General features: G+C 70.0%; 10 protein-coding genes. 1 reads left to right on the top strand and 9 read right to left on the bottom strand.

The genetic code is table 11. The features are described 5' to 3' along the window. Positions 1-7: 7 nt before the first annotated feature. Both FOZ74_RS06675 and purB read right to left on the bottom strand, forming a co-directional pair. Positions 8-568, bottom strand: a complete 561-nt coding sequence (locus FOZ74_RS06675; RefSeq protein ID WP_146912328.1) for a YaeQ family protein — start codon at positions 566-568, stop codon at positions 8-10. A 106-nt stretch (positions 569-674) separates the two neighbouring features. Next, a complete protein-coding gene (gene purB, locus FOZ74_RS06670; RefSeq protein ID WP_146912327.1) occupies positions 675-2054 on the bottom strand; it encodes an adenylosuccinate lyase in 1380 nt (459 codons plus the stop codon). 122 nt (positions 2055-2176) lie between these two features. Here purB and FOZ74_RS06665 point away from each other — a divergent pair, with 122 nt between their 5' ends. Then, positions 2177-2797 (top strand): glutathione S-transferase N-terminal domain-containing protein, encoded by a 621-nt coding sequence (locus FOZ74_RS06665; protein ID WP_146912326.1) that lies wholly within the window; start codon positions 2177-2179, stop codon positions 2795-2797. A gap of 315 nt (positions 2798-3112) precedes the next feature. On the opposite strand, the gene FOZ74_RS06660 is transcribed toward FOZ74_RS06665, so the two are convergent. The 7 genes from FOZ74_RS06660 to glnE all read right to left on the bottom strand — a co-directional run bounded on the left by FOZ74_RS06660 (position 3113) and on the right by glnE (position 14118). Further along, positions 3113-4318 carry an HD-GYP domain-containing protein gene (locus tag FOZ74_RS06660; RefSeq protein WP_146912325.1) on the bottom strand — a complete coding sequence of 402 codons (1206 nt, stop codon included), beginning with the start codon at positions 4316-4318 and terminating at the stop codon, positions 3113-3115. Between the two features lie 31 nt (positions 4319-4349). Further along, positions 4350-7451, bottom strand: coding sequence for an efflux RND transporter permease subunit (locus tag FOZ74_RS06655; protein ID WP_146912324.1), 3102 nt, complete (start codon positions 7449-7451; stop codon positions 4350-4352). A gap of 3 nt (positions 7452-7454) precedes the next feature. Continuing rightward, complete coding sequence (locus FOZ74_RS06650) at positions 7455-8582, bottom strand: efflux RND transporter periplasmic adaptor subunit (protein WP_146912323.1); 1128 nt, start codon at positions 8580-8582, stop codon at positions 7455-7457. Positions 8583-8685: 103 nt separating this feature from the next. Further along, positions 8686-9486, bottom strand: coding sequence for a MetQ/NlpA family ABC transporter substrate-binding protein (locus FOZ74_RS06645; protein ID WP_146912322.1), 801 nt, complete (start codon positions 9484-9486; stop codon positions 8686-8688). A gap of 104 nt (positions 9487-9590) precedes the next feature. Continuing rightward, positions 9591-10256, bottom strand: a complete 666-nt coding sequence (locus tag FOZ74_RS06640) for a methionine ABC transporter permease (protein ID WP_146912321.1) — start codon at positions 10254-10256, stop codon at positions 9591-9593. Continuing rightward, positions 10249-11313: a methionine ABC transporter ATP-binding protein gene (locus FOZ74_RS06635; RefSeq protein WP_146912320.1), complete on the bottom strand. Its 1065-nt coding sequence runs from the start codon at positions 11311-11313 to the stop codon at positions 10249-10251. Before FOZ74_RS06635 ends, FOZ74_RS06640 begins: the two co-directional genes overlap by 8 nt. Positions 11314-11376: 63 nt before the next feature. Further along, a complete protein-coding gene (gene glnE / locus FOZ74_RS06630) occupies positions 11377-14118 on the bottom strand; it encodes a bifunctional [glutamate--ammonia ligase]-adenylyl-L-tyrosine phosphorylase/[glutamate--ammonia-ligase] adenylyltransferase (protein ID WP_146912319.1) in 2742 nt (913 codons plus the stop codon). Between the last annotated feature and the right edge of the window lie 39 nt (positions 14119-14157).

The following is a 14157-nucleotide window of genomic DNA, read 5'->3' as shown; positions in this document are numbered from 1 at the left end:
GCCGCGCCTACTGCCAGCGCAGCGGCTCCAGCATGACGCTGGCGTGCGTGTTGCCCAGGGTGAGCACACCCTCCTGCACCGTGGCCTGCAGGGCCATGTTGCGTGCGGCCAGGGCGGCCAGCTCGCGCGCGCCCGCATCGGGCAGGCGCCAGACCTGCAGCTTGCCCAGGCGCGCCAGCTTCGGCCCCATGGCGCGCCACCAGACGTCGGCCGCGTGCTGGTAGGCATAGACCAGCACCGCGTCGGCCTGGCTGCAGGCCTTGAGCAGCGGTTTTTCCTCGGGCTGGCCCACCTCCAGCCACAGGCGGATGCGGCCGGTGAAATCGCGCAGCAGCACGTCGGGCTCGTCCGGGTTGGACAGGCCGGCGCCAAAGCCCAGCTGCCCGTCGCCGCCGCACAGCTCCTGCAGCTGGTGCGCCTGCAGCGCCAGCGCGGCCAGGCGCACCATCATGCGTTCGTCGGTTTCGCTGGGGTGGCGCGCCAGGGTCAGCGCGTGGTCGGCGTAGTAGCCGTGGTCGATGTCGGCCACGGCCAGCTGCGCCTTGAAGATGGTGGATTTGAGCGCCATCGCGGAGAGTTTCTCTAAAACAATAGCTGTTAGCGCGCGTGGGTATTGATTTTCAAAATGTTTTATATCTGAAAACAAGTACCTGAGCGCGCTACCAGCTATGCTTTCAGATGCGCCGTGCCAGCTCGGCCGCCTTGCCGATGTAGCCGGCGGGCGTCAGCGCCAGCAGTCTGTCCTTGTCCGCGCGCGGGATGTCCAGCCCTGCGATCAGCGCATGCAGCGCCTGGGCGTCGACGCTCTTGCCGCGCGTGACGGCCTTGAGCTTTTCGTAGGCGCCGGGCACGCCGTAGCGGCGCATCACGGTCTGGATGGGCTCGGCCAGCACCTCCCAGGCGTGGTCCAGGTCTTGCGCCAGGCGCTCCTCGTTGAGTTCCAGCTTGCCCAGGCCCGTGGACAGCGAATGGCAGGCCAGCACCGCGTAGCCCAGCGCCACGCCGATGTTGCGCAGCACGGTGGAATCGGTCAGGTCGCGCTGCCAGCGGCTGATGGGGAGTTTTTCCGCCAGGTGGCGCAAGAGCGCGTTGGCCAGCCCGAGGTTGCCCTCGGCGTTCTCGAAGTCGATCGGGTTGACCTTGTGCGGCATGGTGGAGGAGCCGATCTCGCCCTCCTTGAGCTTTTGCTTGAAGTAGCCCAGGCTCACATAGCCCCAGACGTCGCGCGAAAAGTCGATCAGGATGGTGTTGGCGCGGGCGATGGCGTCAAACAGCTCGGCCATCCAGTCGTGCGGCTCGATCTGGATGGAATAGGGCTGGAAGGCCAGGCCCAGGCCCTCGGGCTCGGGCGACTCGATCACGCGGCGGGCGAAGGCCTCCCAGTCGAAGTCCGGCCAGGCCGCCAGGTGGGCGTTGTAGTTGCCCACCGCGCCGTTCATCTTGCCCAGGGGCTGCACGCCGGCAATGCGCTCGCAGGCGGTCTGCAGGCGCGCCAGCACGTTGGCGATTTCCTTGCCCACCGTGGTCGGGCTGGCGGTCTGGCCGTGGGTGCGGCTGAGCATGGGCACGGCTGCGTACTGGTGCGCCATGGCGCGCAGCGTGGCGATGATGGCCCGCAGCGCGGGCAGCAGCACCTGGTCGCGCCCGGCCTTGAGCTGCAGCGCGTGGCTGGTGTTGTTGATGTCCTCGCTGGTGCAGGCAAAGTGCACGAACTCCGCCGCCTGCTCCAGCGCCGGGCGGCCCTGGAACTGCGCCTTGATCCAGTATTCGACGGCCTTGACGTCGTGGTTGGTGGTTTTCTCGTACTGCTTGATGGCCGCGCAATCTTCTTCATCAAAATCAGCCACCAGGCCCAGCAGATAAGCGCGGTCAGCTTCGGAAAGAGGAGCAAATTCGGCAAAGCCCGCGTCCGACAAGGCGATGAACCAGGTGACTTCCACCTGCACGCGCCGGTGCATGTAGCCGTATTCGCTCAGCAGCGGGCGCAGGGTGGCGAGTTTGGCGGCGTAGCGCCCGTCCAGGGGAGAGAGCGCGGTCAGGGCAGAGGTTTTCATGGGCGGCGATTGTAGGAGCCGGCCAGCGACGGCCTTGCCCGGCGCCCGAGAAGGCGGGCAAGCTCTCTAGAATGCCTGTTCCATCACAGCAGCGCTCTGTCCGGCAGGGACGGCGGCCCTACATGAAGCTCATCGGAACCCTGACCAGCCCCTACGTGCGCAAGGTGCGCGTGGTGCTGGCCGAGAAGAAGCTGGACTGCCAGTTCGAACTGGACGACGTGTGGTCCGGGGACACGCACATCGCCCACTCCAATCCGCTGGGCAAGGTGCCCTGCCTGGTGCTGGACGGGGGCGACGCGATGTTCGATTCGCGCGTGATCGTGGAGTATCTGGACACGCTCTCGCCGGTCGGGCGGCTGATTCCGGCTCCGGGGCGCGAACGCGCCGAGGTCAAGACCTGGGAGGCGCTGGCCGACGGCGTGCTCGACGCCGGCGTGCTGGCCTGGCTGGAAGCCAACTGGCCGGGGCGCTCGCCGGGCGAACGCAGCAACGCCTGGCGCGAGCGGCAACTGGGCAAGGTGCGCTCCAGCCTGCAGGCCCTGGACCAGGGCCTGGGCGACAAGGCGTTTTGCGTGGGCATCCATCTGAGCCTGGCCGACATCGCCGTGGGCTGCGCGCTGGGCTGGCTCGCGTTTCGCCTGCCCGAGCTCGACTGGCGCACCGAGCACGCCAACCTGGCGCGCCTGCACGACAAGCTGGCCGAGCGCGCGAGCTTTGCCGAAACCCGTCCGCGCCTGGCCTGACAGGACCACGCCCTGGCCCCTGGCGGCGCGCCGGCCCGCCGCGGGCGCGCGCCGCAAACCACAAGGCGCGCCTTCATCTGCTGAAGGCGCGCCTTGGGGGTGCATAAAAAAGCTGCGAAGCGCCCTGAAACGAAGGAAGAGAGGGAGGGAGGAGAGGCCGCCTCAGGATTTCAACCGGACGCGCCGGAAGGCTTCGCAACTGTAAAACGCCAAATTCTTCTGTGTGATGCTAACGCAGAAAACGTTCTGCCGCCGTCCTGTTCTGGGAGCGGGGCCCCAATCCAAAGTTCCGGCGGCGTCGGGCTTTTTTTTGTTTCAGGGAAGTTTCAAAAGTCGCTCCAGTGCAACCTGCAGGCGCAGCTCGTGCGGCGCGAGCGAGGCGACGATGCGGTGCGCCTCCTGCGCGCTGTCGCGCGGAATCGGCTCGCCCGTGGGCATACCCGAGCGTCCGAGCACCACCGCCACGCGCGGCGTGGTGGCGCTGGCACCGCGGCGCAGCACCACCGCCACCTCGTCGCTGGCCAGGCGCACGAAGGCGCCCGGCGGGTACACCCCCAGGGTGCGCAGCAGCGCGGCCCCGGCCTCATCCACCGCGCGCCGCTCGTCGTAGTAGATGGCCTGCACCGCCGCGGTGACCGGCATCGCGTGGCGCGTGGCCCGCGGGGCGATGCGCGCACCGAACACGTCGGCGCGCTGGATCAGCCGGGCCATCTGCTCGCCCGGCGCCTGCGCGGCCAGCGCCGCGCCGGTGGGCGGCTGGTGGTGCAGCGCCACCGCCTGCAGCCACAGCGGGTCGTCCACGCCGCATTCGGCCAGCAGCGCGCGCGAGGCCTGCGCATGCGCCTGGATCTGCTGCAGCTGGCCGGCGGTGAGCGGCTCGGTCTGCAGCGCCAGCGTGTCCTGCAGCGCCGTCATCGCCAGGTTCATGGTCAGCGCCGCCTGGCCCAGCGTGCGCACCCGCGCGGCGGGCCACTGCAGGGTCTGGCGCGCGGTCAGCATGCAGGCGCTGGCCACCAGCAGCGCGTGCGTGGCGCTGTACTGGTGCGGCGCCTGGCCCGAGAGGTAGATCAGCGCCAGCAGCGTGGCGTCGGCATTCTCCTGCCCGAGCTGTTCGAGCTCGAGCACCATGTCCTGCACGCGCTGCACCAGCCGCCCCTGGGCGGGGGTGTGCAGCAGCTGGCTGGCGCGCTGCTGCAGCTCGTGCCAGTCCTGGCGCCCCTGCCCCGGCGCCGCCCTGGGGCTGCCGGTCGCCAGCCGCAGCTTCATCGCCGCGATCTGCCCCAGCGGCGTGTCCTTGCGCAGCATCTGCTGCAGCTGGCCCATGAAGTTGCGGTGGCTGGCCGCGGCCTCGTCGATGTCCACGCAGACTTGGACGCCGCGGCCCTCGATGGCGGCGAGTTCGGCCGGCGAGCCGATGCGGTAGCCGCGCGGCGCCAGCAGCACGCCCTTGGCCGAATGCAGCGCGAAGGGCAGCGGCTGGCCTATGGGCAGCGAGCGGATGTCGATGGCAACGAGGTTCATCGGGCCGCCGGCGCGAGGCGTGGCGCGCGGCTCAGCGCGGGGCGGCGGGGGTGGTACCCGCGTCCGTGTCCGCCCCCGCGCCCGCGCGCCGCAGGCCGCGGCGCAGCCAGTGCTCGAAGTCGTCCACGTAGGTGAACACCGCCGGCACCACCAGCAGGCTGAGCACGGTGGAGGTGAGCAGCCCGCCGATCACCGCCATCGCCATGGGCGAGCGAAAGCTCATGTCCGCCCCGCCCAGGCCCAGCGCCACCGGCGCCATGCCCGCGCCCATGGCCAGCGTGGTCATGATGATGGGGCGCGCGCGCTTGTGGCAGGCGTCCAGCAGTGCCGCGAGCCGCCCCATGCCCAGCTCGCGCTGGGCGGTGATGGCGTATTCCACCAGCAGGATGGAGTTCTTGGTGGCAATGCCCATGAGCATCACCAGGCCGATCAGCGAGGGCATGGAAAAGCTCTGGTGCGCCAGCAGCAGCGCGACGAAGGCCCCGCCCAGCGACAGCGGCAGCGCCACCAGGATGGTGAAGGGCTGCAGCAAGTCCTTGAACAGCGTCACCAGCACGATGTAGATGCAGACCACGCCGGTGAGCATGGCGATGCCGAAGCTGCCGAACAGCTCGGTCATCATCTCCGCATCGCCCACGTCCACCAGCCGCACGCTGGCCGGCATGGCCTGGATGGCGGGCAGCTGGCGCACCGCCTGCGTCACCTCGCCCAGGCCGCGGCTGCCCAGCTCGATCTCGAAGCGCACGTTGCGCGCGCGGTCGTAGCGGCGGATCACCGCCGGCCCGCCCGACAGCGTGAGCGTGGCCACCTCGCCCAGGCGCACCGGGCCCTTTTGCCCCGGCACCTGCAGGCGCTCGAGCACCGAGAGGTCTTCGCGCGCCGCATCGTCGAGGCGCACCACGATGGGCACCTGGCGCTGCGCCACGTTGAGCTTGGCCAGGTTCTGCTCGTAGTCGCCGACGGTGGCCACGCGCAGGGTTTCGGCGATCGCGGCGCTGGTCACGCCCAGGTCGGCCGCGCGGGCGAAGTCGGGCTGCACGTAGATCTCGGGGCGCACCAGGCTGGCGGTGGAGGTGACGCCGCCGATGCCGGCGATGGTGCGGATGCCGCGCTCCACCTCGCGCGCGCTGCGGTCCAGCGCGGCCGCATCGTCGCTGGAGAGCGTGAGCATGTACTTGTCGTTGGAGCCGCCCAGGCCCACGCGCACGCGCGCGCCGGGCAGGTCGGCCATGGCCGCGCGCAGGCGCTCTTCCATCACCTGCTTGGTCGGGCGCTCGCCGCGCGGCGTCATGCGCAGCGTGAGCGTGGCCTGGCGCGGGTCGGCCGCGCCGGCGCCGGTGGCGGGGTCGGCGCCGGCGCTGCCCCCGCCTATGGTGCTGTAGATGGTCTCGATGTGGCCCACCTGCATGGCGCGGCGCGTGGCCTCGCGCACCAGCGCCTCGGTCTCGGGCAGCAGCGTGCCCGGCGGCAGCTCCAGATTCACCTGGGTCTGGGCGTTGTTGTCCGCCGGCATGAAGCCCGAGGGCAGCAGCGGGATCAGCGCCAGCGAACCGGCGAAGAACAGCAGCGCCAGCACCAGCGTGGCGAGGCGGTGGTGCAGGCACCAGCCCACGGCGCGCATGTAGGCACTGAGCCAGCGCGGCTCCGCATGCGCCTGCTTGACCGGCTTGAGCAGGTAGGCGCACATCATGGGCGTGAGCAGGCGCGCGACCACCAGCGAGGCGAACACCGACAGCGCCGCCGTCCAGCCGAACTGCTTGAAGAAGCGCCCCGGGATGCCGCTCATGAAGGCCGTGGGCAGGAACACCGCGATCAGCGTGAAGGTGGTGGCGACCACCGCCAGGCCAATCTCGTCGGCCGCTTCCATGGCCGCCTGATACGGGCTCTTGCCCATGCCCTGGTGGCGCACGATGTTTTCCACCTCGACGATGGCGTCGTCCACCAGGATGCCGACGACGAGCGACAGCGCCAGCAAGGTCAGGATGTTGATGGAAAAGCCCAGGTAGTGCATGCCCACGAAGGCCGGAATCATGGACAGCGGCAGCGCCACCGCCGAGATCAGCGTGGCGCGAAACGAGCGCAAGAAGAGCCACACCACCACCACCGCCAGCAGTGCGCCCTCGTAGAGCAGGCGCATGGAGCTGTCGTACTCCTCCTGCGCGATGTCCACGAAGTCCACCGTCCTGGTGAGCGTCAGGTGCGGGTAGTCGGCCTGCAGTTGCTGCAGCACCTGCTGCACGCCCGCGCCCACCTCCACCTCGCTGGCGCCCTTGCTGCGCGAGATCTCGAAACCGATGACCTTGTCCTGGCCCAGCAGCGCGGCGGCGCGCGGCTCGGCGTGGGTGTCCTGCACGCTGGCGAGCTGGTCCAGGCGCGCCGTGCGCCCGCCGGCCAGCGGAATCTGCAGCGCGGCGATCTCCTCGGCGGTGCGCACCGTGGCCAGGGTGCGCACGGGCTGCTCGTTGCTGCCCAGGTCGGCGCGCCCGCCGGCGCTCTCCAGCTGCACCATGCGCAACTGGCGCGAGACGTCGGCCGCCGTCGCCCCCAGCGCCTGCAGCCGGAGCGGATCGAGCAGCACGCGCACCTCGCGCGTGACGCCGCCCACGCGCGCCACCGCGCCCACGCCGGGCACGGCCAGCAGGCGCCGCTGCAGCGTGTCGTCCACGAACCAGGACAGCGCCTCGTCGTCCCAGCGGCTGGAGGCGATCGCATAGGCCAGGATGGGCTGGCTGTTCAGGTCGAACTTGGCAATGATGGGATCGCGCACGTCCGCCGGCAGGTCGGGGCGCACGCGGGCGACGGCGGTGCGCACGTCGTCCACCGCCTCCTGCCCGGGTTTTTCCAGCACGAATTCGGCGGCGATGGTGACCATGCCGTCGGTCAGCGTGCTGGTGATGTGCTTGAGCCCCTGGGTGGTGGCGATGGCGTTTTCCAGCCGCTGGGCGACGTTGCTCTCCAGCTGCTCGGGCGCGGCGCCCGGCAGCGCGGCGGTGACGATCACCACCGGCAGGTCCATGTCCGGGAAGTTCTGCACCTTCATGGAGCGAAAGGACATCAGCCCCGCCAGCGTCAGCAGCACGAACAGCATGGCCGCCGGCACGGGGTTGCGTATGGCCCAGGCAGAGACGTTCATGGCTTACTTTGTTTTCGTAGCTGCTGGCGCTTGGCTGGCGGGAGTTTGGGCCGGATTTTGTTCAGATTCCTGAACCACCCGTACCAGGTCGCCGTCGTTCAGGAAGGTGCCGCCGCGCTGCACGATGTGCGCGCCTTCGGCCAGGCCCTCGGTCACCTCGATGCGCTCACCCGTGCGCTGGCCGGTGTGCACGCGCCGCAGGATCACGTGGTCGCTGCCCTGCAGCTCGAACACGCTGGGAAAGCCGTCGCGCACCACCACCGCCGACAGCGGCACGGTCAGCGCCTGCCTGTCGCCCAGCACGAAGCGGCCGCTGGCGTACATGCCGGCGCGCAGCCGCGGGTCTGCCGGCAGATCCACGTAGACCAGGGCGTTGCGCGTGTTCACGTCCACCGTCGGCCCGAGCATGCGCACCTTGCCCTGCACCTGGCCGCCACCGGCGGTGCCGACCAGGGCGCGCACGCCCGGCGAAAGCAGCGCCAGGTCGGCGGCGCCGACTTCGGCGCGCCACTCCAGGCGGCCCTGGCGCACCATGCGAAAGAGTTCGGTGCCCGCGCCCACCACTGCGCCCACGGTGGCGCTGCGCGCGGAGACCACGCCGGCGTCGGGCGCGCGCACCTCGGTGTGCGCCAGGCGCAGCTGCTGGGTGCCCAGCTGCGCCTTGGCCGACGCCACGCTGGCCAGCGCGCTCTGCTCGGCGGTGGCGTACTGCTGGATCTGCTGCTGGCTCATCGCGCCGCTGCCGGCCAGCGCGCGGGCGCGCTCGGCATTGGCGCGCGCCTCGGCCACGGCCGCCTCGGCCTGCTGCAGCGCCGCGCGCGCCTGCGCCACGTCGCCCTGCACCAGGTCGGTGGCAAAGCGCGCCAGCACCTGGCCCTTGCGCACCACGTCGCCCACGTTGACCAGCACCTCGGCGATGCGCAGGCCGCCGATCTCGGCGCCTATGCTCGCCTCCTGCCAGGCGGCGATGTTGCCGTTGGCGGAAAAATGCGTGGTCAGCTCGGTGCGCTGGGCGGTGGTGGTGGTGACCGTCAGCGCCGGCTGCGCCTTCGGGGGAGCGTCTTGCGCCAGGCTCGCGCCACAGCCGAGCGCGGCGAGCAGGGCGATCGCTGGGAACAGGGAAGGCGGCATGGGCGGCAAAAAATGCAAAACCGTTAGTGTCGCATGCAAGCCGCATGCCGGGCCGGCGGGCCGCGCCACCGTGCGCGCGGCGATGGCGCCGCGCGCGCCGGGCTTACCAGCCGGCGATGATCGAACCCTTGAACTGGGTGTCGATGAACTGGCGGATCTCGTCGTTGTGGTAGCTCTTGACGAGCTGCGCCACCCAGGGCTGGTTCTTGTCGGCCTCGCGCACCACCAGAATGTTCACGTAGGGGCCGTTGGGCGCCTCCATGGCGATGGCGTCGCGCTTGGGATCGAGCCCGGCGGAGATGGCGAAGTTGGTGTTGATGGCCGAGGCGTCCAGGTCGTCGAGTGAGCGCGGCAGCTGCGCCGCGTCCAGTTCGACGAACTTGAGTTTTTTGGTGTTTTCCACCACGTCCAGCGGCGTGGCCTTCAGGCCCGCGCCGTCCTTGAGCTTGATCAGCCCCTGGGCCTGCAGCAGCAAGAGCACGCGCCCGCCGTTGGTCGGGTCGTTGGGGATGCCGAAGCGCGCGCCTTCCTTGAGTTCGCCCAGCTGCTTGATCTTTTTGGAGTACAGCCCGATCGGGAAGGTCACGGTGTCCGCGGCCACCGCGAACTTGTAGCCACGGTCCTTGATCTGCGCGTCCAGGTAGGGTTTGTGCTGGTAGCTGTTGGCCGCCAGGTCGCCCGAGGCCAGCGCGGCATTGGGCTGCACGTAGTCGCTGAACTCCACGATCTCGATCGCCAGGCCGTTGCGGGCGGCCACCTTCTTGACCTGCTCCATGATCTGGGCGTGCGGACCGGCCGTCACGCCGATCTTGATCGGCTTGTCCTGGGCCAGCGCGGGCTGTCCCAAGGCCAGGGCGCCGGCCAGTGCCAGCGCGGTCTGCAGGAAGGAACGTTTGGAATGCATGGTGGGCACCTTGGAAACAATCAAACACACGATGCTAGCGGTTCATGCTGCGTTGCAAAAAGAATCTTTCGCCATGACCTCATAACCGCCGCGCATGTGCCCGCTCAACGGTGCGACAGGCGGCGCACGGCCCAGTCGCCAAAACTCTGTATGGCCTGCACGAAGACGATGAGAATCAGCACCACCGCCAGCATCACGTCCGGCAGAAAGCGCTGGTAGCCGTAGCGTATTCCCAGGTCGCCCAGCCCCCCGCCGCCCACCGCACCGGCCATGGCCGAATAGCCCGTCAGGCTCACGAAGCTGATGGTCAGGCCGGCCACGATGCCGGGCAGCGCCTCGGGCAGCAGCACCTTCCAGACGATCTGCCAGGTGCTTGCACCCATGGACTGCGCGGCCTCGATCAGGCCGTTGTCCACCTCGCGCAGCGCGGTTTCCACCAGCCGCGCGATGAAGGGCGCGGCCGCCAGCGTCATCGGCACGATGGCGGCCCAGGTGCCTATCGAGGTGCCGGTGACCAGCCGCGTGAACGGGATGATGGCCACCAGCAGGATGATGAAGGGCGTGGAGCGCACCGCGTTCACCAGGGCGCCCACCAGCGCGTTGGCCGGGCGGTGCGCCAGCACGCCGCCCTGATCGGTCAGGCGCAGGAACACGCCCAGCGGAATGCCGATCAGCCCGCCTATGCCGCCGGAGATGCCGACCATCACGATGGTCTCCCACAGCGAGGTGCCGAACAGCGCCAGCATCATGGGCGAAAAATTCTCAAACATGCGCTGCCTCCCCGGCCTGCACCGCATCCACATGGGCCAGCACGCCGCGCGCGTGCAGAAAGTCGCCGGCCCGCGCCAGGTCGGTCGCCGCCCCGCTCACGTACAGCGCCAGCGAGCCGAAGGCCTGCTCCTGGATCTCGTCGATCTGCCCGTGCAGGATGGACACGTCCAGCCCCAGCTCGCGGATCAGGTGCGCCAGGATGGGCTCGTAGGCCTGCTCGCCCGCGTAGGACAGGCGCAGCAGCTTGCCCGTCTGCCCCGCGGGCAGGTTCTGGCTGAGTGCATGCACGCGCGCCAGCACCGTTTCGGGCAGGGTCTGCGGCACGATCTCGTCGATCAGGCTGCGCGTGATCGCCTCGCGCGGGTGGGTGAAGAGCTGCAGCACGCTGCCCATCTCGGCAATTTGTCCGGCGTCGATCACCGCCACGCGCTCGGCAATCTGCTTGATCACCTGCATCTGGTGCGTGATCAGGACCACGGTCACGCCCAGCTCGCGGTTCACGCGGCGCAGCAGGTCGAGGATGGAGCGCGTGGTCTCCGGGTCCAGCGCGCTGGTCGCCTCGTCGCTCAGCAAGACCTTGGGCTGGCTGGCCAGCGCACGCGCTATGCCCACGCGCTGCTTCTGCCCACCTGAAATCTGCGCCGGGTAGCGCTCGGCCAGCTCGGCCAGACCGACCAGCTCGAGCAGCGGCTGCACGCGCGCGCGGATCGCCGCCTTGTCCATGCCCGAAAGCTCCAGCGGCAAGGCCACGTTGCCATACACCGTGCGCGAAGACAGCAGGTTGAAGTGCTGGAACACCATGCCGATGTCGCGCCGCGCCGCGCGCAGCTCGGCCTCGCTCAGGCGCGTCATGTCGCGCCCGTCCACCAGCACCTGGCCGCTGCAGGGGCGGTTGAGCAAGTTGATCACGCGCACCAGCGAGCTCTTGCCCGCGCCCGAGCGGCCGATGATGCCGAAGATCTCGCGCGGCGCCACGCGCAGCGTGATGCCGGCGAGGGCGGTGACGGGCCCTTGCGGGCCGGGGTAGTTCAGCGTGATGTCCCTCAGGTCGATCATGGGCGTGCGGGCAAGGGGCTGCCGGCGCGGTGGGCGCGCGCGGCGGGCGGGGTCGGGCTGATTCTAGAGTGGCTGATGCTGCACCGCAGCAAAGGTGGCATCCCAGAGCGCCAGCACGGTGTGGCGCTCCATCGCCAGCCGATCGGGCGCGACGCGCGTGGCTTCCTCGTTCAGGCGCGCACGGTGCTGCATCTGGCGCAGCTGGCGGTAGGCATTGGCCGCCGCGTGGCCCACGCCCGCGGGCAGCAGGCCGGCCTGCTCGGCACGTTCGAGCAGGCCGATGTTGCCCTTGTTCTCGCGCAGCTCGGGGTGCGCGCCCGAATGCGCGAGCACCAGGTATTGCACCGCGAACTCCACGTCCACCATGCCGCCGCGGCTGTGCTTGACGTCAAACAGCGCGGGACTGGCGCGGTGCGCGCCGTGCAGGCGCTCGCGCATGGCGATGATCTCGCTGGCCAGCCGCACCAGGTCGCGCGGCGCGGTGATCACCGCCTCGCGGATGGCGTCGAAGCGCTGGCGCAGCAGGGGCGAGCCGAGCACGCAGCGCGCGCGCGTCATCGCCTGGTGCTCCCAGGTCCAGGCGGTGTTGCTGCCGCGCTGCTGCTGGTAGGCCGCGTAGGCCTCGAAGGAGGTGACGAGCAGGCCGGAATTGCCATTGGGGCGCAGCTGGGTGTCGATCTCGAACAGGTCGCCCTCGCCGGTCTTCACCGTCAGCCAGGACAGCAGCTTGCGCACGAAGGCGGGGTAGATCTCGGCGGCATTGTCGTCAGCGTCGTCGTAGGCGAAGACCAGGTCCAGGTCGCTGCCGTAGCCGAGTTCCTTGCCGCCGAGCTTGCCGTAGCCGATGATGGACAGTTGCGGCACCTCGCGGTGGCGGCCCTTGAAGTGCTCCCAGCACCACTGGGTCGCCAGCGCCAGCACGCTGTCGGCCAGCAGCGACAGGTCGTCGGCCACCTCCTCCACCGTCAGGCGGGCGTCCACGTCGCGCGCCAGGGTGCGAAACACCTCGGCGTGGTGCGCGCGGCGCAGCAGGTTCAGCAGGCTTTCCTCATCGTCCTCGCCGGTGGAGCGCAAGGAGGCGTGGCGCTCCTGCAGCTCGCGCGTGAAGGCGCGGGCATCGAAGCGCTCGACGAACAGCGCCTCGCTGGCCAGCTCGTCGATCACGCCGGGGTGCTGCTGCAGGTAGCGCGCGGGCCAGCGCGCCGCCCCCAGCAGCGTGAGCAGGCGGCGCAGCACGAGCGGGCGCTCGACCAGCAGCGCCAGGTAGCTTTCGCGGCGCAGCAGCTGCTCCAACCAGTCCAGCAGACGCAGCGCCCCCTCTTCGGTGGCGCCGCCCTCGGCCAGCCATTGGCCGGCCTGGCGCAGGATGCGCATCAGCCGTTCGGTCGATTTGTCGCTGAGCTGGCGCACCCGCGGCTGCTGGTGCCAGTCCTGCATGCGCCGTCCCACGGTGGCCGGCTGGGCTTCGATCACCGCGTTCCAGTCGGCCGGGGGCTCTTCGCGCTGGCGGCAGCCGGGGCCTGAGCAGGTCTTCTTCTGCGGTCCGCCCAGCAGCGCGTCGAACTCGTGCGCCACGCGCTCGCGGTGGGCGTCGAGCTCGCGCAGGAACTCGCAGCTGTCCATGCCCATGGTCTGCGCGATCCAGGCCAGGTCGCGGTCCTGCGTGGGCAGCACATGGGTCTGCTGGTCGTCCAGGTACTGGATGCGGTGCTCGACCTGGCGCAGGAAGACGTAGGCCTGAGCCAGCGCCTCGCTGCTTTCCTGCGGCATCAGGCCGGCGCGCGCCAGGCGCTGCAGCGCCTCCAGCGTGGGGCGGCAGCGCAGCTCGGGGAACTGCCCGCCGCGCACCACCTGCACCAGCTGCACGGTGAATTCGATCTCGCGTATGCCCCCGCGCGAGAGCTTGACGTCGTTGGCCCGCTCGGGGTGGCCGGCGCAGCGGCGCTGCGCTTCCTGGCGGATCTGGCGGTGCAGCACGCGCAGCGCATCGAACACCGCATAGTCCAGGTAGCGGCGGAACACGAAGGGCAGCACCACCTGGCGCAGCGCCTGCACGTTGGGCGAGGCGATGCAGGCCGTGGGCGCAACCACCCGACTCTTGAGCCAGGCGAAACGCTCCCATTCGCGCCCCTGCAGGCGCAGGTAGTCCTGCAGTGCCGCGAGCGACATCGCCAGTGGCCCTGAGTTGCCGTGCGGGCGCAGCGCCAGATCCACGCGAAAGACGAATCCGTCCTGCGTCTGCTCGCCGACGAGGGCGCTGATGCGCCGCACCGCCTGCACGAAGTATTCATGGTTGGAGATGCGCCCGCGCCCGTCCGCCAGCCCGGTGGTTTCCCCGTCGCTTTCGTAGATGCAGATCAGGTCGATGTCGCTGGAGACATTGAGCTCGCGCGCGCCGAGCTTGCCCATGCCCACCACCCAGAGCTGGGCCACCTGGCCATCGGCGCCCAGCGGCGCACCGTGCGCCGCGTCCAGCTGCTGGCGTACCTGCAGGCAGGCACGGTCCAGCGCCAGCTCGGCCAGCGTGGTCAGGGCGGTGCAGATGTCCTCCAGCGGAGCCTGGCGTTCGCAGTCGAGCACCATCAGCCGCTCGACCACCAGTTGACGCAGGATGCGCAGCGCGCCCGCCAGGTCCTGCCCCCGCGCTTGCAGTGCGTCGCAGCAGGCGGCCATGGTGGCGCGTTCGGGCAGACCGGGCGCCAGCAGCGTCCAGACGTCGGCATAGCGCCGGTGCAGGCGCTGGTACAGACGCGAATGGGCGGCAAGACCAGCGGCGCGGACCGTGGTCTGTGGCGAGGGGCCCATGTTCAGGCGCCCCCGTGCCAGCGCGCAAGCGCCTCTTCG

This window comes from Comamonas flocculans, from assembly GCF_007954405.1.
GTDB classification, from domain to species: domain Bacteria; phylum Pseudomonadota; class Gammaproteobacteria; order Burkholderiales; family Burkholderiaceae_C; genus Comamonas_C; species Comamonas_C flocculans.
Note: the sequence above shows the minus strand (reverse complement) of the source record. Positions and strands in the feature narration are given on the sequence as shown.

Bases quoted from the DNA above. Each gene is read 5' to 3' on its own strand.
- FOZ74_RS06675 (WP_146912328.1), bottom strand. From the start codon at position 568: ATGGCGCTCAAATCCACCATCTTCAAGGCGCAGCTGGCCGTGGCCGAC.
- purB (WP_146912327.1), bottom strand. From the start codon at position 2,054: ATGAAAACCTCTGCCCTGACCGCGCTCTCTCCCCTGGACGGGCGCTAC.
- FOZ74_RS06665 (WP_146912326.1), top strand. From the start codon at position 2,177: ATGAAGCTCATCGGAACCCTGACCAGCCCCTACGTGCGCAAGGTGCGC.
- FOZ74_RS06660 (WP_146912325.1), bottom strand. From the start codon at position 4,318: ATGAACCTCGTTGCCATCGACATCCGCTCGCTGCCCATAGGCCAGCCG.
- FOZ74_RS06655 (WP_146912324.1), bottom strand. From the start codon at position 7,451: ATGAACGTCTCTGCCTGGGCCATACGCAACCCCGTGCCGGCGGCCATG.
- FOZ74_RS06650 (WP_146912323.1), bottom strand. From the start codon at position 8,582: ATGCCGCCTTCCCTGTTCCCAGCGATCGCCCTGCTCGCCGCGCTCGGC.
- FOZ74_RS06645 (WP_146912322.1), bottom strand. From the start codon at position 9,486: ATGCATTCCAAACGTTCCTTCCTGCAGACCGCGCTGGCACTGGCCGGC.
- FOZ74_RS06640 (WP_146912321.1), bottom strand. From the start codon at position 10,256: ATGTTTGAGAATTTTTCGCCCATGATGCTGGCGCTGTTCGGCACCTCG.
- FOZ74_RS06635 (WP_146912320.1), bottom strand. From the start codon at position 11,313: ATGATCGACCTGAGGGACATCACGCTGAACTACCCCGGCCCGCAAGGG.
- glnE (WP_146912319.1), bottom strand. From the start codon at position 14,118: ATGGGCCCCTCGCCACAGACCACGGTCCGCGCCGCTGGTCTTGCCGCC.